Consider the following 19,199-nt stretch of genomic DNA (forward strand, 5'->3'; position numbering starts at 1 on the left):
GCCGATAGGAGTGAGGCGACAGCCGCCCGTCGCTATCGGGAAAGGTAGCACGCACTGGCGCCGATTTGTGCTCAGGCCACGGCCTCGTTGAGCAACTGTTGAGTTATCGGCAAAATGGTCTCCTGCTCTTCAAGCACCTGACGGCTCTCAACCCGGAACGCGGCCGGGTTGGGTAGGTCGTAGCGCCGGGCCAGATCGACTTTCAGGCGCTCGAAGGTAGTGCCCAGGTTACGGCGCAGCCGGTCACGCAACAGCCAGTGCACATGGCGCCCGCCAGGTACGTTGGTGTCATACAGCGTGAGCCGGTACTGATATACTGACAGATCGGCGGTATGCGTGTAGTGGACGAAGAGGTAGCCTTCATCGCGGTGGAGCGGGAGCAGGCCCACCGGTTCCAGCGTTAGGGTGGCGGCCAGATCGGCCCAGCGTTGGCGGCCTTCGGTGAGGGTTTCGTGGAAACGGGGCAGGGCAAACGACACAATATCGTCGACTTCCTGCATCAGCGGGTTGTCCGGTAGCTCGGATTCGTAGTTGATCCGGGGTGGCGGGCCACTGATTCCGGCCACACGCTTGGGAAAGGCGGCAGTCAGTGTACCTTTGCCCCGCCGAAAACGAAGGGTATCGTCATAATGACGTTGCAGATCGGGGAGGTCAGGGCAGAGCCGGTTTTGGGCAAAGCGCTGCCCAACCCCCTGTAGATACGCCAAAACGACATATTGTTTGTATTCGGCGTCGAGTCGGTCTTGTGTCAGCCAGTCAGACGGAAGCGAAATCATAGGCAGTTTCGGTCAGTTTAAGCAAAGCATGGCGTTGTGTCAATGTACGTTGAAAACGGATTTTGGCAAAAGAAATGCGCTTATCATGCCGAATTTGCCAAACAAGTGAGGCGTTTTTCGGCTAAACGGCCCTAAAAGTTATCATCGACTGAAATTTTGTCAGTGTTCAGCTTTGGCATAGTGCTTGTCCGGCAGGCCGATGTCTGATTCTTCGTAATCAATCATTTAATAACCTTAATCATCGCTTTTTGCAATGACTACAGCAATGGAAGACGTAAAAGTGAAACCCCTCGCAGACCGCGTGGTGGTAGAACCCGCACCCGCTGAAGAGAAAACAGCTTTCGGGATCATCATTCCCGACACGGCCAAAGAAAAGCCCCAGCGTGGCACCGTAGTGGCCATCGGTACGGGTAAAAAAGACGAGCCGCTGACGGTTCAGGTGGGCGACACCGTACTCTATGGCAAGTATGCCGGCACCGAGATCACCATCGAAGGCAAAGAGTACCTCATCATGCGCGAATCCGACATCTTCGCCATTGTGTAAAAATTAGTTTAATGTCTAACGTTCAATGTCCAAAGTTTGGGTTGCCGAGCACTGTTTGAGTCGCCGAGCAACATTGGACTTTAGACCTTGAACCTTGAACGATTCCAAAAAATGTCTAAGAAAATTTTCTTCGATACCGAAGCCCGCGATAAGATCAAGAAGGGCGTCGACACACTGGCTGATGCCGTGAAAGTAACCCTCGGCCCCAAAGGCCGTAACGTCATCCTCGACAAAAAATTTGGCTCACCCGCCATCACCAAAGATGGTGTGACGGTAGCTAAAGAAATCGAGCTGAAAGACGCTATGGAGAACATGGGCGCTCAGCTCGTGAAAGAAGTAGCCTCAAAAACGGCTGACTCAGCCGGTGACGGTACCACGACGGCGACCGTACTGGCGCAGGCGATCTACTCGATCGGTGTGAAGAACGTAGCCGCCGGTGCCAACCCGATGGACCTGAAGCGGGGCATCGACAAGGCCGTACTGGCCGTAACGGCCAACCTGTCGGAGCAGTCGCAGACGGTAGGTGACGACTTCAGCAAAATCGCGCAGGTAGCTACCATCTCAGCTAACCACGATGAGGAAATCGGTACGATGATCGCCGAGGCGATGAAAAAAGTAGGTAAAGAAGGCGTGATCACGGTAGAAGAAGCGCGCGGTACCGAAACGGAAGTGAAAACCGTTGAAGGGATGCAGTTTGACCGGGGTTACCTGTCGCCCTACTTCGTGACGAACACCGAGAAAATGGAAGTTGAACTGGACCGCCCGTTCATTCTGATCTCGGAGAAGAAAGTATCGTCGATGAAAGAACTGCTGCCGGTGCTGGAGCAGGTGGCTCAGACGGGCCGTCCGCTGCTGATCATCGCAGAAGACGTTGACGGTGAAGCCCTGGCTACACTCGTCGTAAACAAAATCCGTGGTGCCCTGAAAGTAGCGGCTGTGAAAGCACCGGGCTTCGGCGACCGTCGGAAAGCCATGCTGGAAGACATCGCCATCCTGACGGGTGGTACGGTGATCGCCGAAGAGCGTGGTTACAAACTGGAAAACGCCACGGCCGATTACCTCGGTCAGGCTGAGAAGATCATCATCGACAAAGACAACACCACGATCGTAAACGGGGTGGGTCAGAAAGAAGATATCTCGGGCCGCGTTAACCAGATCAAAGCGCAAATCGAAAACACGACGTCTGACTACGACCGCGAGAAGCTGCAAGAGCGCCTGGCGAAACTGTCGGGTGGTGTGGCTATTCTCTACATCGGTGCTGCTACCGAAGTAGAAATGAAAGAGAAGAAAGACCGCGTTGATGATGCCCTGCACGCGACCCGCGCGGCCGTTGAAGAAGGCATCGTAACGGGTGGTGGTATCGCCCTGATCCGCGCTATCTCGGCCCTCGACGGTGTCAACACCATCAACGAAGACGAGAAAACCGGTGTGAACATCATCCGTGTCGCGCTGGAGGCTCCCCTCCGCACGATCGTAGCCAACGCCGGTGGCGAAGGTTCGGTTGTCGTGAACAAGGTTCGTGAAGGGGAAGGTGGCTTCGGCTACAACGCCAAGAACGACACCTACGAAGATCTGTTCGCGGCGGGTGTTATCGACCCGAAAAAAGTAACCCGTCTGGCCCTGGAGAACGCAGCGTCGATCGCTGGTCTGCTGCTGACGACGGAATGCCTCATCGCCGACGAGCCCGAAGAGGCACCGGCTGGTGGTCATGCACACCCCGGCGGAGGCATGGGCGGCATGATGTAAGCCACGTACCCAGGTACGTTCGCTACCCGTATAGAAACGCCCCCGGTCGGACGATCGGGGGCGTTTTTGCGTTTACCTATGTATTCTTCGTTGCGATCCAGCTTATCCGTGCGCAGGCCACAACGACCCGTCGGTCTATAGAAGAATGCCATTTACGAGCCTGTACGGATTCAGTAGATGCGCTACTGGCCAAATCTTTGTAAGTTTACAACTTGACGCTAAAGTCGCTCAGCATGACCACGTTCCCGAATACCGACCAGAATCCGCTCGCCAGCCTGGACGAGTGGGAAGACGACCTGCTCCTCCGCTATCCGGAGCCGGAAGCCAAGGCGAAAGAAGAGTATCGTAACTACGACGACCCGGCCCGCGATACCGTTCGTGAGTTTTACCGGCTCAACCACACCTACCAGACTTACGACTTCGTCCGGCAGAAAGAGCGCGAGTTCCTGGCGTTCGATAAGAAAGAGCTGCCGGTGTGGGGGGCAATGGAGTTTCTGAACACGCTCGTCGACGATTCTGACCCCGATACCGACCTCGATCAGTTGCAGCACCTGCTCCAAACCGCCGAAGCCATCCGCGCCGACGGCCACCCCGATTGGTTTGTGCTGACGGGCCTGTTGCACGACATGGGCAAGGTGCTGTGTCTGTTCGGTGAACCACAGTGGGCCGTGGTGGGCGATACGTTCCCCGTCGGCTGCGCACATTCCGACAAAATCGTTTACCCCGAATATTTCGAGCAGAACCCCGATTCGCACGACGAGCGCTACAACACCAAATACGGTGTCTATGAGCCCAACTGCGGGCTGCGGAACGTACACATGTCGTGGGGGCACGATGAGTATCTGTACCAGATGATGAAGGATTACATGCCCGAGCCAGCCCTGTACATGATGCGGTATCACTCGTTCTACGCACAACACCGCGAGAACGCCTACGACCACCTGCTCGACGACCACGACCGGGCCATGTTCAAATGGGTCAATGCGTTCAATCCTTACGATCTGTATTCGAAGAGCCCCAAGCCGCCCGTCGTGAGCGAGCTGAAGCCCTACTACGAAGACCTGATCGCCAAATACCTGCCTGCTACGCTGAAGCTGTAAAGAACAGGTAACCCGCACCGAAGCGCCCTCTTTTGGTTAAAGGAGGGCGCTTCTGCGTTAGCAGGCCCGCTACCTTTGTTCCCGCAGCCAGTGACTCACTGACTGACCCTTAAGATTGTACTCCTGTTTGTATCGATGAGCCAACCGATCCTCCGCGACCTGACCAACTACCTCGACGCCTTTGCGCCCCCTGCCTACCAGGAAGCCTACGACAACGCCGGCCTGATCGTGGGCGACCCGAACGTACCCATCACGGGCGTGTTGGTGTCGCTCGATGCCACCGAAGCTGTTGTCGATGAGGCGATTGCCAAAGGCTGCAACGTCATTGTCGCGCACCATCCCATTGTCTTTAAAGGCCTGAAAAAACTGAACGGGAAAAACTACGTGGAGCGGACGGTGATTAAGGCGTTGAAAAACGATGTCGCCCTCTTTGCCGCCCATACCAACCTCGACAACGTGGCGGGCGGCGTCAATTTTCATATTGCCCAACGGCTCGGCCTGCAAAACGTGCAGATACTGGCTCCCAAAGCTCAGACGCTCAGCAAGCTCGTCGTCTACACCCCCGAGGCCGATCTGAACGGCGTCCTGACGGCGTTGTATGAAGCCGGAGCGGGCCGCATTGCTACCTACGACCACTGCTCGTTTCGGGTAGGCGGCACCGGTACGTTCCGGCCGCTCGACGGGGCCAACCCGGTGGTGGGGGCCGTGGGCCACGACGAGACCGTGCAGGAACTGCGGCTCGAAGTGCTGCTGCCAACGTACCTGGAAGGCGCCGCCGTGCGGGCCATGCAACAGGCCCATTCCTACGAAGTCCCCGCCTACGACCTATACGCGCTCAACAACACGAACCAGACCGTCGGGTCGGGGGCAGTGGGCGACCTGCCCGAATCGATGGATGAACGTACCTGGCTCCGGCATCTGAAAACCAGTATGGGCGCTACGGTGGTGCGCCATACGCCCCTGCGCGACCGGCCCATCCGGCGTGTAGCCGTATGTGGCGGAGCAGGCAGTTTTCTGCTGGGCGATGCCCTGCGCGCCGGTGCGGATGCGTTCGTAACGGCCGATTATAAGTACCACGAGTTCTTCGACGCTGAGGGCCGTTTGGTCATCTGCGACATCGGACATTACGAAAGCGAAGTCTTTACCAAAGACCTGATCCAACAGCATTTGGCCCAAAAATTCACTACCTTTGCGGTAATTTTGTCAGAAACCAATACGAACCCCGTTTCGTACTATTTTGACTGAATAATGAACCAGTCCTGCTGACGATGACTTGGGCGCCACCTCGAGCGGCCGAACTTTCAGCGCACCGCGTGCATTATTCATTATACATTAAAAAAACATACTCCCCCGAATGGAACTAACGGTAGCGCAAAAGTTAGATGCACTTCTTAAACTGCAAACCATTGACTCTCAGTTAGACGATATCCGCAAAATGCGCGGCGACTTGCCTGAAGAAGTTCGCGATCTTGAAGACGAAATCATCGGGTTCGAGACACGGATCGGCAAGTTCAACAGTGAGATCAGCGCGCTACAAGAAGAAGTAGATCGGTATAAGAGCACGAAGAAAGACGCCGACAAGCTCATCGCCCGCTACAAAGAGCAGCAGATGAACGTGCGGAACAACCGCGAATTCGACGCCATCTCGAAAGAGATCGAACTGCAATCGCTCGAGATCGAACTGGCCGATAAGAAAATTGGCGAATCGCAATTCCGGATTCAGTCGAAGCAGGAAGAGATCAACGCCACGCAGGAAACGCTCAATACCCGCAAAGAAGACCTGCGCGTGAAAAAGCAGGAACTCGACCAACTGGTTGCCGAAAGCGAAGCCGACGAGAAGCAACTCGCCGTGGAACGCGAAGCCCAGTCGAAAAACGTAGAAGAGCGTCTGTTGCTGTCGTACAACAAAATCCGGAACAACGCGCTCAACGGTCTTGCCGTGGTAACCGTAAAACGCGGTGCGTGTGGTGGCTGCTTCAACGTAGTGCCGCCGCAGCGCCAGGCCGACATCAAAGACAAGAAGAAAATCATTGTCTGCGAACACTGTGGCCGTATTCTGGCCGACGTCGACGCCGTTGTGGAAGTAGCCACTACGGGCCGGGGACGGTAGTTGAATGAACAATGTATAGTGCACAATGCACAATGGGGGCTGACGCAAGAGTAATATGCGTCAGCCCCCATTGTGCATTGTGCACTATACATTGTTCATTCAGATTATTTCATCTTCGTCCGCTTCACCAGGTAGGCGCTCAGGATGGGTTCGAAGCCCTCGGCAATGTCGGCTTCGATGAAGTCGATGCGGTACTGGGCACAGCGGAGTTTGAGCGCCTGTAAATAATCGCCCACGGCCTGCTTGTAGGCCTCACGTACCTGGTTGGGCTGAAGCTTCACCCGGGCGTTGGTTTCCAGATCGATAAATTCGTGCGGCTGATCGGCGAAGGCGAAGGCCTGCTCGGTGCTGCGGTCCGTCACGTGAAAGATCAGCACCTCGTGCAGGTTGTGGCGCAGGTGTTGCAAGGCCGAAAACAAGGCATCTTGCCGCGCCGGGTCAGCGCCGGCCGTGTCGAACATGTCGCTGAACAGCACCACCAATGACCGCTTGTTGATCTTCTCGGCTATTTCGTGAATCACCTCGGCGGTGCTCGTACGCCGGTTGGGCGCGTTTGATTTCAGCAGCTGATTCAGGTGCTCAAAGATCTTGTGCACGTGCCCCGGCGTCGATTTGGTAGGCGTTTGCAACTCAATCTCGTTAGCAAACGTGCAAAGGCTCACAGCATCGCGCTGCCGTTGGAGCAGATACGCCAGACTCGCCGCGCCCATCGCGCTGAAGGTCACCTTCCCAAAATCCTTCTCGGGGTAATACATCGACGACGACACGTCGAGCAGCAGGTGGCAGCGGAGGTTGGTTTCCTCTTCATACCGCTTGACAAAGAGCTTGTCGGTTTTGCCGAATACCTTCCAGTCGATGTGGCGGGTGCTTTCGCCAGCGTTGTAGAGCCGGTGCTCGGCAAACTCGACCGAGAAGCCGTGAAAGGGTGACTTGTGTAGGCCCGTAATGAACCCTTCGACCAACTGACGGGCCAGAAATTCGACGTTCCCGAACGAACGTACCTGCGCTAAGTTGAGTGTTGCTGCCAAGGGGTCAAATGCCGAAGCGCGCTTCGGTTGTTTTAGACAATACTACGCTTTCTGAACGTCCGAAGGTGAGGCTTCGGTACGAGTGAACAAAAAAACCTGATTCGTGGGTCTGGTGCCTTGCAAAAGGGAATTGCAAAAAGGGGGCCAGCCCGTGAATCAGGTTTTATAGAAAACGGACTGTACTCGTCCGCACAGCCAAATCGGCAGCGGTACAACCTACGTCGCTCAGCTTGTGGTTATACCGGTTGGTTTACTGAACCGGCATCAGATCCGGTACCAGTGGCGAACGCCCATCGAGCGTCAGCGAATTATCGAGCATGGACACCATTCGGTTAGGGTTCACCACTCGAAGTGTAACATTGGCGACGCCTCTACCGAGCAGGCCAATGGCTTTGGCGGCGGCATGCGTCATATCGACGATGCGGCCTTTGTGAAAAGGACCCCGGTCGTTGATGCGGATGATCACCGACCGTTGGTTGGTAACATTGGTTATTTCAACCAACGTATTGAAAGGGAGTGTGCGGTGAGCACCCGTGAAGATGTGCTGCTTAACCCGTTCACCACTGCTTGTGCGGCATCCACTAAACTTGGTAGCGTAGTAAGAGGCTTTACCTGACTGCTGTACGGGGCCTTCCTGAGTGGCCTTTGCCGGTTTCAAACTGCCCGCGAACAGCAGTAGGGACATTAGTAAACTCATACAGTTTTTGGTTAGTGAAACAATTAAAAGAAGACCCGTTCAAAACGCTTCATAACGCCCTCTTTCACCAAAAAATGCAATTCCCTGATAACAAAGGTAGGGATAAATGGCTGATTGTCCAAACGTTACCACAGAGTTGTGTAGTCTCTTCTACACTAAGCTTATCTGCCAAATATGACTTTTTGGGAAAATTATTTTGTGGCTTTCCTTTTTAGTTACGCCCGCTCCGGTCGTATTTTGATGAGCTAACCGCATAACCACCGACTGCATGGACGAACGAGAAAACGATAAAATTTACTCAAAACGAGTGCGTGCGGGCAAACGTACCTACTTTTTTGACGTAAAAGCGACGCGAGGCAACGACTACTATATCATCCTGACGGAAAGCCGTCGTTTCCCGCAGGGAGAGGGGTTTACCTATGATAAGCAGAAAATGTTTCTCTATAAAGAGGACTTTGCCAAGTTTGTCCAATCCTTGCAGGAGACCATCGATTACGTGAAAAATGAGCTGATGCCCGACGTTGATTTTACCCAATTTGACCGCAAAGAGGCCGTCTCAGACGACTTCAATTCGGAGCTAAAATGGGAATAATACAATTTGGCTGGTAAAGCCAGGAAAGCCTCAGCGGGTTGCTGAGGCTTTTTTATTGTAATTTTGCGGCTAAACGAGATGCAACCCTTTGCGTCTCGTTCAACGTCAGCAACGAGTATACGGATACAATCATCCGGTGCTGAGGCGCAAAGGGTTGCGTCTCTACAAATCATATGGGACTACAATGTGGTATCGTGGGCTTGCCCAACGTAGGTAAGTCGACACTCTTCAATGCGATTTCGAGCGGCAAGGCCGAAGCCGCCAATTATCCTTTCTGCACAATTGAGCCCAATGTGGGCGTGGTAACGGTGCCCGATACACGGCTCGACTCGCTCGAAGCGCTGGTGAAACCGCAACGGGTGGTGCCGACCATCATTGAGTTTGTCGACATCGCCGGGCTGGTGAAAGGAGCCAGCCAGGGGGCGGGGCTGGGCAATAAATTCCTGGCCAATATTCGGGAGGTCGATGCCATCATTCACGTGGTACGCTGCTTTGAAGACGACAACATCGTGCACGTGGAAGGGCGCGTCGATCCGGTGTTCGACAAAGAAATCATCGACGCCGAACTGCAACTGAAAGATCTGGATTCGGTCGATAAGAAGATTCAGAAAGTAGAGCGGAATGCCAAATCGGGCGATGCGAAAGCCAAAGCCATGCTGGAGACGCTGAAGGTATACAAATCGGCACTTGAGCAGGGCAAAAGCGCCCGCGCAGTGCAGGTATCGCCCGAAGAGAAGGAAGAAGCGATTGGTGATATCGACCTGCTGACGGCCAAGCCCGTGCTGTATGTCGCCAACGTCGATGAAGCGTCGCTGCCATCGGGCAATAGTTATTCAGAGCAACTACGCGAAGCCGCCAAAGCCGAAGGTGCCGAGATGGTCATTATTTCGGCGAGCATCGAGTCGCAGATTGCCGAGATGACCGACCCCGAAGAGCGGGAACTGTTTCTGAGCGAATATGGCCTCACCGAATCGGGCCTGAGCAAGCTCATCAAGGCGTCGTACGCGCTGTTGGGGCTTATCACCTACTTCACGGCGGGGGTGAAAGAAGTACGCGCCTGGACGATCCGGCAGGGCTGGAAAGCCCCCGCAGCGGCTGGCGTGATCCACTCCGATTTTGAGAAGAAATTCATTCGGGCGCAGGTGATGAAACTGCCTGATTTTGAGCAGTACAAGACTGAAGCCGCCGTGCGCGAAGCCGGTAAGCTATCGGTCGAAGGCAAGGAATATGTCGTGCAGGACGGCGACATCATGGAATTCCTGCACGGGGCGTAACTTAAAGAATGAACGAGCGAATGAGTGGAAGAGTGACGCGAATCCATCCCTCTTCCACTTATTCGCTCGTTCACTCATTGATCAATGGCACGACCGAAAGCTTTTGCGGAACAGGATGCGCTGCATGCGGCAATGGAAACGTTCTGGCGGCAGGGGTACCACCAAACATCGATGCAGGATCTGGTCGATTCGATGGGAATCAACCGGGCCAGCCTCTATGATACCTTTGCCGATAAGCACACCCTTTACAAACTGACGCTCGAACGGTATCACGACCTGAACCGGGCCGATATTGCCGAGGCTGTCGCGGGGCTGTATTCGGCACGGGCCAAAATCCAGACCATTTTTGACCGGGCAGTGCAGGAAACGCTCGACGATTCCGAACGACGCGGCTGTTTCATGACCAACGCTACGCTCGAGATGCGCCCACACTACGCCGACGTAGCCCCGATCATCGAGCGGCACTTCAACTACCTGGGTACGTTGTTTCGGTCGTTGCTCTACGAAGCCATTGACCAACACGAGTGTCGCACCGATCTGCCCGTCGACGAAACCGTTGCGTTTCTGGTCAGTCAGCTCACCGGCCTGCGGGTGCTGGGCAAAACCAACGACCCTACGCTACAGGCCGTCGTTGCCGTAACGATGGGCGTTTTGTAGAACTCGCAATAGCTTGCACAGTCCGCCGCTGTGGGGCCTACAAGGCACCTTCCAGTTTAAAGACCCAGGCGTGCTGGCAGGGAATGGTGCCGGGCGACAGGGTAGGAGCCGTGAGTGCCAGCCCATTGCCGCTGCTTTTGACAGGTACGTTGCCCGCGTAGCCCAACAGGCTGACCCGCTTCGGTTTCCGCACGCCCGGAATCGTCAGCGGGGCATCGGGCCAACGGGTGCAGATAGCGTACAGATCGTTGCCTTTTTTCGTGAAGAAGAGCGTGGTTTTGCTGTCTACCTTCGGGCTCTTCTCCCACTTGCGCGTGCCGTAGATCGCTTCCCCATTGACCGTCAGCCAGTCGCCGATGTCTTTGAGACGCTGTTGCATAATCACCGGGATGCGGCCATCGGCGGTAGGGCCAATGTTGAGCAGCAGGTTACCGCCCCGCGCTACCTTGTCGACCAGAATATCGATGAGCTGTTTGCTGGTTGAATAGTCTTCGAGGTTTTCGGCCCGATTGTAACCGAAGGACGACCCGATGCCCCGGCATTCTTCCCAAGGGCGGCTGAAGGCCATTCCCTCCGAGTTGGCATCGTGAACAAGGTCATACTCGGTCGTGAAAATGCCGCCATGTTTGCCGCGGGTTTCCTTGCCCCAACGGTCATTCACCACCACATCCTGCTTGACGGGCGACTCGTTGTAGAGCCATGCCAGAAACTCGGTGCTCCGCCAGGTCTCCGACGGATGGTCCCATTCGCCATCGGTCCAGACAATATCCGGCTGGTAGCGCGTCACGAGGTCTTTCATCTGCGGAAGCATGTGGCGGTCAACGTACCCGGCAACGTCGGTTTTGTATAGTGGATTGAACCATTCGTATAGCGAATAGTAGTAGCCCATCCGAATGCCTTTGGCCTTCACCGCCTTGATCAGGTCACCCGCCAGATCGCGGTGGGGTCCCACGTCGGCGGCGTTCCAGTTCCAGGCCTGTGCGCTCGGCCAGAGGGTGAAGCCTTCGTGGTGCTTACTGGTCAGCACGACATATTTGGCGCCCGATTGCCGGAACACATCAGCCCAGTCGTCGGGTTTGAAAAAATCGCAGGTGAAGCCCTCCACAAAATCCTGGTACTTGTGATTGGGGCCGTAGGTACGTTCCTCGAAACGCTTGAAGATCGGGTACGTCTTGTTCTTCGGGTTACTGTCGGTCGATTTGCGCCAGTACCATTCGGCGTATCGATCATACACGCCCACGCTGTCGCGGGCGGTGGGACCAAAAGCGGGCACCGAAAACAGGCCCCAGTGGATGAAAATACCAAACTTGGCGTCTTCGAACCAGGCCGGAACAGGCCGACTGTCGATGCTGGCCCAATTGGCTTCGTAGCGCTGTTGGGCCAGGGTTGAGCAGGTGATACAGAGTATCAGGAGCAGGGTAAGTAGCGGCCTGTACATAGGCGTAGGCGTGAGTTGGTTTGCTTACCAAAGAAGCAAGCCCGCCAAACTTACCAGCGGGCTCAGTGCCCTAAAATGACCGAAGCCATCACATGACGCGATGGCTTCGATTCAGGTCGAGACAAAAAGAGCTCGTTAACGGGGCCGGATCGGTAATTTGCGATCACCCGGCTGATACTCGCGGCCGATCCCGAAATTATACCCCAGCCCAACCGTGATCATCTGGTTGCGCACGTCGGTGGCGTTGGTCACGATGTTGGTAACCCCCTGCGTGTAGCGGGCGTCGACCGTGAAGCGCTGCCGGTCGCCCGTGCGCCAGTTGAGCTGAAAACCTGCTGTCAGGCCCAGATCGGCCGTGCGGTAGAGGCTCGTCACGTCGTTGGTATACGTTACGCCGTTGCCACTGGCTTTTTCCCGGGCGTTCAGGCGCAGCGCCGGTATGGCACCGACATACACACTTGGCCGGAAGTTGCCCGACCGGTTCAGGAAGTACCGGGCGGTCAGGGGCAATTCCAGGTAGTTAACCCGATTGACAATCGTTTGCGGGTCGCGGACGCCGGGCGCGTTGTTTTTCAACTCGTTGCCCCGTTGCGAATACAGCAGGTCGACACCGAAACCAAACCGGCTGATGTCGCTATACAGAAACCCTACACCCGCCGAGAGGCCGGGCGTCAGCCGGTTGGCTTCAACGTTGGGAAACGGATTGCGGGCGATCACATCGCTGCCCACAAAATTAGTCAGGTTAACGCCAACGCGGGGGCCGAAACTCCACCGTTGCCGGGATTGAGCCTGCGCTAATTGGCTATGAAAAAAGGTGCCAGCGACGGAAGCCAGCAGCAGCATATGTTTGATACGGTTCATGGTGTTGAATGGATTGGGTTATCCTTGATTCTAGCGGATGGGCAGCTTGCGGTCGCCCGGCTGATACTCGCGGCCAATGCCGAAGTTGTAACCCAGCCCCAGCGTAATCATCTGGTTGCGGATGTCGGTTGAATTGGTAACAATGTTGGTGATCCCTTGCGTGTAGCGCGCATCGATGGTGAAGTGCTGCCGGTCGCCAGTGCTGAAGTTCAACTGGATACCACCCGTCAGGCCCAGATCGGCTGACCGGTACGAGTCAGTGACGTCGATTTTGCTCTCACTGCCGCCAAGGTTCAGCTTACTAACGGCGTTGAGCCGCAGCGCCGGTACGGCACCCAGGTAGATGTTGGGGCGAAACTTGCCACCGGCCGTCAGAAAATACCGCGCTGTCAGGGGCAATTCCAGGTAGTTAATGCGAGTCAAGTTGGATACGCCACTCGTTTCGATTTTATTGCCGCGTTGCGAATAGAGCAGATCGACGCCAAAGCCAAACCGGCTGATGTCGCTGTACAGAAACCCTACACCCGCCGAGAGCCCGGCCAGCATTTTGTTGGCGTTGGGGTTGTTCTGGGTGGCGTTCTTGATGTCGTTGCCCACGAAGTTCGTCAGGTTGACGCCGACTCGGGGGCCAAAGCTCCACCGTTGCCGGGATTGGCCGTAGCTAACTTGCTGAGCCAGAACGAGTGCAAAGAAAAGTAGTGTGAACGTTGATTTTTGCAAATGTACGTTTTGCATAAAAAAGTGATTGGTTGGTTGCGCTTACGGGTCTATTTAGATACAATATGCTGTAGAACAGTGATTTGTATCTGTATGGCCAACTGATGACCATAAGTGCAGTATAACATTTTTAAGTTGGCGTCTTGGTGGCATAACGGCGTCCTGCGCGTTTTGTTTCAGAAATCGGCATTGTTTTTACGAACGGCCTGCATTCCGTAGCTTTGGTTTTAACGCGATCAACAGACAGAGCACTAACTTCTATGAAACGCCCTTCCCTTTATTTTACCGACGAACACGAGCTATTCCGGCAGAGTGTCCGGCAGTTTATCCGCAGCGAAGTGGTACCACATACCGACGAATGGGAAACCAACCGCCGTATTCCGGCCGCTGTGTTTCGGCGTATGGGGGAACTGGGTTTTCTGGGGCTGCCGTTTGCCGAGCCGTATGGTGGCGCCAACGCCGATTTCTGGTTTTCGGTGGTCTTTCTGGAAGAGTTGGCTCGCTGTGGCATGGGCGGCTTCACCACCGCCGTGAGCGTACATGAATATATGGCGATCAACCACATCGCCAAGGCGGGCAGCGAAGCGCTCAAACAGAAGTACCTCGTGCCAGCCATCGCCGGTGAAAAAATAGCCGCGCTGGCCATTACCGAACCCGATGCGGGCTCCGACGTGGCGGCGATTCGGACCATGGCCCGCCGCGAGGGCGACGTGTATATCGTGAACGGTGCCAAGACCTTTATCAGCAATGGCACCTATGGTGATTTTGTTACGCTGGCGGTGAAAACCGCACCCGCTGGCGGCCCCAATGGCGTGAGCCTGATCGTGGTGGACCTGAACAGCCCCGGCGTGTCGCGCACCAAGCTCAACAAGATGGGCTGGCACAGCTCCGATACCGCCGAAATCCGGTTCGACGAGGTGCGTGTGCCCGTCGAAAACCTCATCGGGACCGAGCATGCGGGCTTTTACTACCTGATGGAGAGCCTGCAACTGGAGCGGCTGGTGGCCGCGGTGATGGCCGTGTCGGGCGCCGACCTGGCCCTCGACTGGACGCTAACGTACCTGCAGGAGCGCGAAGCCTTTGGTAAACCCATCGGCAAGTTTCAGGCGATCCGACACAAGATTGCCGACGTGGCTACGGAGATCGACGTGGCCAGGCAGTTTGTGTATCACACCTGCTGGCTGTTTACGCAGGGCGAAGTGGTGGTGAAAGAATGCTCGATGGCCAAGCTGCACGCCTCGGAGATGCAGAAGCGGGTGATTGATAGCTGCCTGCAATTCTTCGGCGGATACGGCTATATCGAAGAGTACCCCATCTGCCGCGCCTACCGCGACGCCCGAGTGGGTACCATCGCGGGTGGGACGTCGGAGATTATGCGCGAGATCATCGCCAAGATCGTCGTCGACGCCGTGGCCTACAAACCGGCCTATTCGTAATGGCTTCCAGGAACCGGCAGCCTACTGCCGGAAGGCCCGCTCCGTATCGACGGCGTGCCGGCGTTGGATGTCGGCTTCGCTGATGGGCAGGGGCATGATATCGGTATCTTCAATCGTCAGATCAGGTACGTTGTGCGCGACAGAAATGGGCTTTGCTGCCGTGGCCTCAACCAACTGGGTACGTTCGGCGGCAGGCACCGCCCGAACAACGGGCTGTTTGCGGGTACGTACCTGCGCCACGTTCGTAGCGGGTTGAGTTGGCATTGGGGCTGCTTTCGGAGCTTCGTCGGGTGCGGTAAGGCCCAGCGCTTTCGCATCGATTAGCACGGTGCCGGGCTCGATGGCATCGACCGCCCGTAGGTGGCCCCGGTTTGGGATGACGTAGAAGAAGTAATAGAGCGCGACGCAAACGACCAGCAGAATCGATGCGGCGGCGCTCGTTACCCAGAGGGGCATGAGACGGCGGGGCGTGGCAGTTTCTGCGGCAATGCCCTCCACCCGTTCCTCCAGTGCAATGTGCAGATCGCGCGTGTGGGTATGCAGGTTGGCGCCCACCTGCTGGAGGGCGTCGAGGCCATCGAGGGCGTCGGCGTAAAACGGATTTTCGAGCAACAGTCGCTCAACCCGGTGGAGGGCCGCGCCCGTCAACTGCCCCGCCCGGTAGGCCCGGAGGTCATCGATGGTCAGCTGATCGGCAGGTTCGTAGGCGTGTGCGTAACGGTTCATTTCTGTAAGATCAATTTCAGGTTACGGCGTCCATTTTGCAGGTAACTTTTAACCTGCTTGAAATCGTAGCCTGTGAGGTCGGCTACGTCGGCGTAGCTCTTCTGTTTCAGGTAAAATAAGTCGATGCAGATGCGTTGCGGTTCGGGCAGCCGCTCCAGGGCATCAGGCAGTCGGCTAAGGGCTCGTTCCAGATCAAGCGCGTCGTCATCGTCGGGCCATTCGGCGATGCTGAGCTGATCGAGTCGATCCTCGTCAGGTAGGTCGGTATCCATACCGGCCCCAACGCGCACCCGCTGACTGCGCAGGTGCATCAGGCAATAATTGCGGGCCACCGAGTGCAGCCAGCTTTTGAAGTTGGTCACCTCATGCCGACGCAAATCGGTCACGAGTTGCTCAAACAACTGCATGACGGCATCCTTACTGTCGTCTTCGTCGCGCAGGTACTTATAACAGACGGCATATACCAAATCGATGTGGCGCTCGTATAATTCGCCCAGCAGATCAAGGTTGCCCGTGGCCTTATACGCCGCCACGAACTCCGCGTCGGTGGTGGGGCGGGGGCGATTGGGCTGGCGTCGGAACCGTTTAAAGAACATAGGCGCGGGGCGTATACCGGTAAAACAACAAAGACAAGGTATTGATGCCGCAACGGCTTTATTTCCATAAGGACCCGATCAAGTTACGGGTAAATCGCGCTGGCTGGAACAACGTACCCCGGCCAGCGTGGCCCGGCCTCAATTATGGTTTTGTGAAGTATGGTTAAATCCGCTTGGCAGATGCTTATTTCGCAGGTTCCTGTCTCGTCAATCCGTATCCTTTATGAAGAAGTACTGGTTCGTTCTGTCGACGCTGCTCCTGTTGGGTGGCTTCTTGGCCTGCCAGCGGGCCAACACCTCCTCGGGGCAGTCGTCGGAAGCCACTGAAGTATACAAACAGCTAGCGGCCAAACGGGTCGAGTTGCCCAACGGCTGGTCGCTGACCCCGCCCGGTCGCAGCCTCAACCTCGACGACCTGCCGCTGACCATTGCCCTGTCGCGCTCGCGGACATTGATGGCCATCACCAACAACGGCCAGAGTACGCAGCGGATTACGCTCATCAACCCCGCTACGGAGCAGGTGCTGGATACGACTACGGTGGCCAAAGCCTACGTTGGGCTGGCGTTCAGCGACGACGAACAGCGGCTGTATGCCTCGGGTGGCAACGACAATAAAATCTTGGTGTACGCCCTCGACAACCGGAAGTTACGCGCCCTCGACCCGATTCCGCTGGGCAAGCCGTGGCCGGTGAAGATCTCGCCCGTTGGCCTTTGTCTGGACGATGCCCGCAACCGGCTCTATGTGGTTACCAAAGAAGATAGTGCGCTGTACGTGGTCGACACCAAAGCCCGGCGGGTGCTGCATCGGCTCAGCCTGGGTGCCGCCGGGTACACCTGTACGCTCTCGCCCGACAAAAACGAACTCTACGCCTCAGTCTGGGGCGGGAGCCGGGTGGCCGTAATCAACGTAAACACGGGCGATGCCGCGCCGACGCAGGTGGCGACCATCCCGACCAACAAGAACCCGAACGATCTGCTGCTGACCCGCGACGGGAAGTACCTGTTTGTGGCCAATGGCAATGACAACACCGTCGGCCTGATCGACGTGGCAAACCGCCGGGTGGTCGAAACCCTGACCGCCTCACTCTTCCCCGATGCGCCCGTCGGCACAACGCCCAATGGCCTGGCCCTGAGCGACGACGAACAAACGCTCTACATCGCCAATGCCGACAACAACTGTCTCGCCGTCTTCGACGTGACGACGAAGGGACAAAGCCGCTCGACTGGCTACATCCCCACGGGCTGGTACCCAACGGCGGTGAAAGTGGTAGGCAATCGGCTGTTTGTAACCAATGGAAAAGGCTTTACCTCGAAAGCAAACCCGAAAGGCCCGAACCCAAACCGGTCGCGGGTGCCGCAGCAGATTGGACCCAATCCGCAGGCCAATGCGGGACAGCCCCAGTACATAGCCGGACTGTTCAAAGGGACGTTATCGATCATCGACGTACCTGACGCTGGCAAGCCCGAACCCGAGGTACTGGCGGCCTATTCGCGGTTGGTCTATGCCAACACGCCCTACACTAAACGCAAGGAAACCGAAGCCGAGGGCGAGGCGGGTAACCCCATTCCGCGCCGGGTGGGTGCGCCATCGCCCATCAAATACGTCTTTTACATCATCAAGGAAAACCGCACCTACGACCAGATTTTGGGCGACATGAAGGAGGGCAACGGCGACGCGGCGCTGTGCCTGTTTCCCGAAAAAGTAACGCCCAACCAGCACGCGCTGGCCCGTGAGTTTGTGCTGCTCGACAATTTCTACGTCGATGCTGAAGTGAGCGCCGATGGGCACAATTGGTCGTCGGCTGCCTACGCCAACGATTACGTCGAAAAAAACTGGGTCACGAGCTACGGTGGCCGGGGCGGTACGTATGATTACGAAGGACAGAAAGAAATCGCCCATCCGCGCGACGGCTTTCTGTGGGATCATTGCCTGCGGGCCAACATTCCGTTTCGCACGTACGGCTGGTTTGCCGATGACGAAAAACCCAACATCAACGCGGTGGCGGGCCGGTTGTGTCCCACCTTCAAAGGCTATGACCTGAGCTATATGGATGTGAAGCGGGAGGAAGCCTGGGAGGCCGATTTCGACCGGTTAGTAGCGACCAATAACGTACCCAGACTGAGCACCATCCGGTTTGGCAACGACCACACGTCGGGCGCGCGGCTGGGTGCCCCCACGCCCGACGCCGCTATTGCCGATAACGATCTGGCCGTGGGGCGTTTTGTCGAACACCTCTCGAAGAGCGCGATCTGGAACCAGTCGGTGGTGTTTATTCTGGAAGACGACGCTCAGAACGGCCCCGACCACGTGGACGCCCACCGGTCAATTGCCTTCGTGGCGGGTGGCCTGGTGAAGCGGAAGTTTGTCGACCACACCATGTACTCAACCTCGGGAATGTTGCGGACGATTGAACTGATTCTGGGCTTAAAACCCATGAGCCAGTACGACGCGGCGGCCACGCCCATGTGGCGCTGCTTCACGAATAAGCCCAACGCCACGCCGTTCGTCGCCCGGGAGGCGGGTATTGACCTGAATCAGAAAAACGTAGCGGTCAACCGCAATTCGCGCCGCTCGGCGGAGTTTGATTTTAGTCGCCCCGATGTGATCAATGATCTGGTATTCAGTGAGGTGGTGTGGCAAACGGTGCGGGGCGAACGGAGTGTGATGCCCGCCCCCCGCCGCGGTGCCTTCGTCAAACTGGCCGAACGGGGAGACGACGACGATGACGACGATTAAGTGATAGGCACCGCACAGCGGCGGACCGTACGGATACAATGGTTCAAACAAGAGATGACATATGATTTGTTAGTGGCAATGACGATCTCGGTCGCCGTGCCGATACCGGGAACCGACATGACCAAGTCAAAGAGTTGACTTAGGTGCGAATCGGCTGCGATTAG

The 19,199-nt window shown here is 56.4% G+C and carries 18 protein-coding genes; 10 read left to right on the top strand and 8 right to left on the bottom strand.

Annotated elements, in window-relative coordinates:
- Positions 1 to 71: 71 nt before the first annotated feature.
- The gene (locus FAES_RS11270; protein ID WP_015331337.1) at positions 72 to 776 is read right to left on the bottom strand and encodes a hypothetical protein; all 705 of its coding nucleotides are present in this window, start codon (positions 774 to 776) and stop codon (positions 72 to 74) included.
- Positions 777 to 1,041: 265 nt separating this feature from the next.
- Between FAES_RS11270 and FAES_RS11275 the strand changes: the two genes are divergently transcribed.
- From FAES_RS11275 to FAES_RS11295, 5 genes are all read left to right on the top strand, one after another.
- Positions 1,042 to 1,320: a co-chaperone GroES gene (locus FAES_RS11275; protein ID WP_173401288.1), complete on the top strand. Its 279-nt coding sequence runs from the start codon at positions 1,042 to 1,044 to the stop codon at positions 1,318 to 1,320.
- Between the two features lie 111 nt (positions 1,321 to 1,431).
- Positions 1,432 to 3,066, top strand: a complete 1,635-nt coding sequence (gene groL, locus FAES_RS11280; protein WP_015331339.1) for a chaperonin GroEL — start codon at positions 1,432 to 1,434, stop codon at positions 3,064 to 3,066.
- 233 nt (positions 3,067 to 3,299) lie between these two features.
- Positions 3,300 to 4,166, top strand: coding sequence for an inositol oxygenase family protein (locus FAES_RS11285; RefSeq protein ID WP_015331340.1), 867 nt, complete (start codon positions 3,300 to 3,302; stop codon positions 4,164 to 4,166).
- Between the two features lie 135 nt (positions 4,167 to 4,301).
- Complete coding sequence (locus FAES_RS11290; RefSeq protein ID WP_015331341.1) at positions 4,302 to 5,411, top strand: Nif3-like dinuclear metal center hexameric protein; 1,110 nt, start codon at positions 4,302 to 4,304, stop codon at positions 5,409 to 5,411.
- A gap of 109 nt (positions 5,412 to 5,520) precedes the next feature.
- The gene (locus FAES_RS11295; RefSeq protein WP_015331342.1) at positions 5,521 to 6,276 is read left to right on the top strand and encodes a zinc ribbon domain-containing protein; all 756 of its coding nucleotides are present in this window, start codon (positions 5,521 to 5,523) and stop codon (positions 6,274 to 6,276) included.
- Positions 6,277 to 6,380: 104 nt separating this feature from the next.
- Here the strand turns inward: FAES_RS11295 and FAES_RS11300 are convergent, their stop codons facing one another.
- Both FAES_RS11300 and FAES_RS11305 read right to left on the bottom strand, forming a co-directional pair.
- Positions 6,381 to 7,304, bottom strand: coding sequence for a DUF58 domain-containing protein (locus tag FAES_RS11300; protein ID WP_015331343.1), 924 nt, complete (start codon positions 7,302 to 7,304; stop codon positions 6,381 to 6,383).
- A gap of 250 nt (positions 7,305 to 7,554) precedes the next feature.
- A complete protein-coding gene (locus tag FAES_RS11305; RefSeq protein WP_015331344.1) occupies positions 7,555 to 8,001 on the bottom strand; it encodes a septal ring lytic transglycosylase RlpA family protein in 447 nt (148 codons plus the stop codon).
- A gap of 268 nt (positions 8,002 to 8,269) precedes the next feature.
- Between FAES_RS11305 and FAES_RS11310 the strand changes: the two genes are divergently transcribed.
- The 3 genes from FAES_RS11310 to FAES_RS11320 all read left to right on the top strand — a co-directional run bounded on the left by FAES_RS11310 (position 8,270) and on the right by FAES_RS11320 (position 10,524).
- Positions 8,270 to 8,593, top strand: a complete 324-nt coding sequence (locus tag FAES_RS11310; RefSeq protein WP_015331345.1) for a DUF3276 family protein — start codon at positions 8,270 to 8,272, stop codon at positions 8,591 to 8,593.
- Positions 8,594 to 8,766: 173 nt separating this feature from the next.
- Complete coding sequence (gene ychF, locus FAES_RS11315) at positions 8,767 to 9,867, top strand: redox-regulated ATPase YchF (RefSeq protein WP_015331346.1); 1,101 nt, start codon at positions 8,767 to 8,769, stop codon at positions 9,865 to 9,867.
- Between the two features lie 84 nt (positions 9,868 to 9,951).
- The gene (locus tag FAES_RS11320) at positions 9,952 to 10,524 is read left to right on the top strand and encodes a TetR/AcrR family transcriptional regulator (RefSeq protein ID WP_015331347.1); all 573 of its coding nucleotides are present in this window, start codon (positions 9,952 to 9,954) and stop codon (positions 10,522 to 10,524) included.
- Between the two features lie 37 nt (positions 10,525 to 10,561).
- Here the strand turns inward: FAES_RS11320 and FAES_RS11325 are convergent, their stop codons facing one another.
- From FAES_RS11325 to FAES_RS11335, 3 genes are all read right to left on the bottom strand, one after another.
- Positions 10,562 to 11,962: an alpha-L-fucosidase gene (locus FAES_RS11325; RefSeq protein WP_015331348.1), complete on the bottom strand. Its 1,401-nt coding sequence runs from the start codon at positions 11,960 to 11,962 to the stop codon at positions 10,562 to 10,564.
- A gap of 135 nt (positions 11,963 to 12,097) precedes the next feature.
- Complete coding sequence (locus FAES_RS11330) at positions 12,098 to 12,823, bottom strand: porin family protein (RefSeq protein WP_015331349.1); 726 nt, start codon at positions 12,821 to 12,823, stop codon at positions 12,098 to 12,100.
- Positions 12,824 to 12,853: 30 nt separating this feature from the next.
- A complete protein-coding gene (locus FAES_RS11335; protein WP_015331350.1) occupies positions 12,854 to 13,558 on the bottom strand; it encodes a porin family protein in 705 nt (234 codons plus the stop codon).
- A gap of 242 nt (positions 13,559 to 13,800) precedes the next feature.
- Here FAES_RS11335 and FAES_RS11340 point away from each other — a divergent pair, with 242 nt between their 5' ends.
- Positions 13,801 to 14,976 carry an acyl-CoA dehydrogenase family protein gene (locus tag FAES_RS11340; RefSeq protein ID WP_015331351.1) on the top strand — a complete coding sequence of 392 codons (1,176 nt, stop codon included), beginning with the start codon at positions 13,801 to 13,803 and terminating at the stop codon, positions 14,974 to 14,976.
- Positions 14,977 to 14,997: 21 nt separating this feature from the next.
- Here FAES_RS11340 and FAES_RS28965 read toward each other — a convergent pair whose 3' ends face one another.
- Together FAES_RS28965 and FAES_RS11350 are read right to left on the bottom strand one after the other, a co-directional pair.
- Positions 14,998 to 15,702: a hypothetical protein gene (locus FAES_RS28965; RefSeq protein ID WP_015331352.1), complete on the bottom strand. Its 705-nt coding sequence runs from the start codon at positions 15,700 to 15,702 to the stop codon at positions 14,998 to 15,000.
- On the bottom strand, positions 15,699 to 16,298 hold the full coding sequence (locus tag FAES_RS11350) for an RNA polymerase sigma factor (protein ID WP_015331353.1): 600 nt from the start codon (positions 16,296 to 16,298) through the stop codon (positions 15,699 to 15,701). Before FAES_RS11350 ends, FAES_RS28965 begins: the two co-directional genes overlap by 4 nt.
- Positions 16,299 to 16,521: 223 nt before the next feature.
- Between FAES_RS11350 and FAES_RS11355 the strand changes: the two genes are divergently transcribed.
- On the top strand, positions 16,522 to 19,035 hold the full coding sequence (locus FAES_RS11355; protein ID WP_015331355.1) for a bifunctional YncE family protein/alkaline phosphatase family protein: 2,514 nt from the start codon (positions 16,522 to 16,524) through the stop codon (positions 19,033 to 19,035).
- Positions 19,036 to 19,199: the final 164 nt, after the last annotated feature.

Origin of the sequence: Fibrella aestuarina BUZ 2, from assembly GCF_000331105.1 — a bacterium.
GTDB lineage: Bacteria > Bacteroidota > Bacteroidia > Cytophagales > Spirosomataceae > Fibrella > Fibrella aestuarina.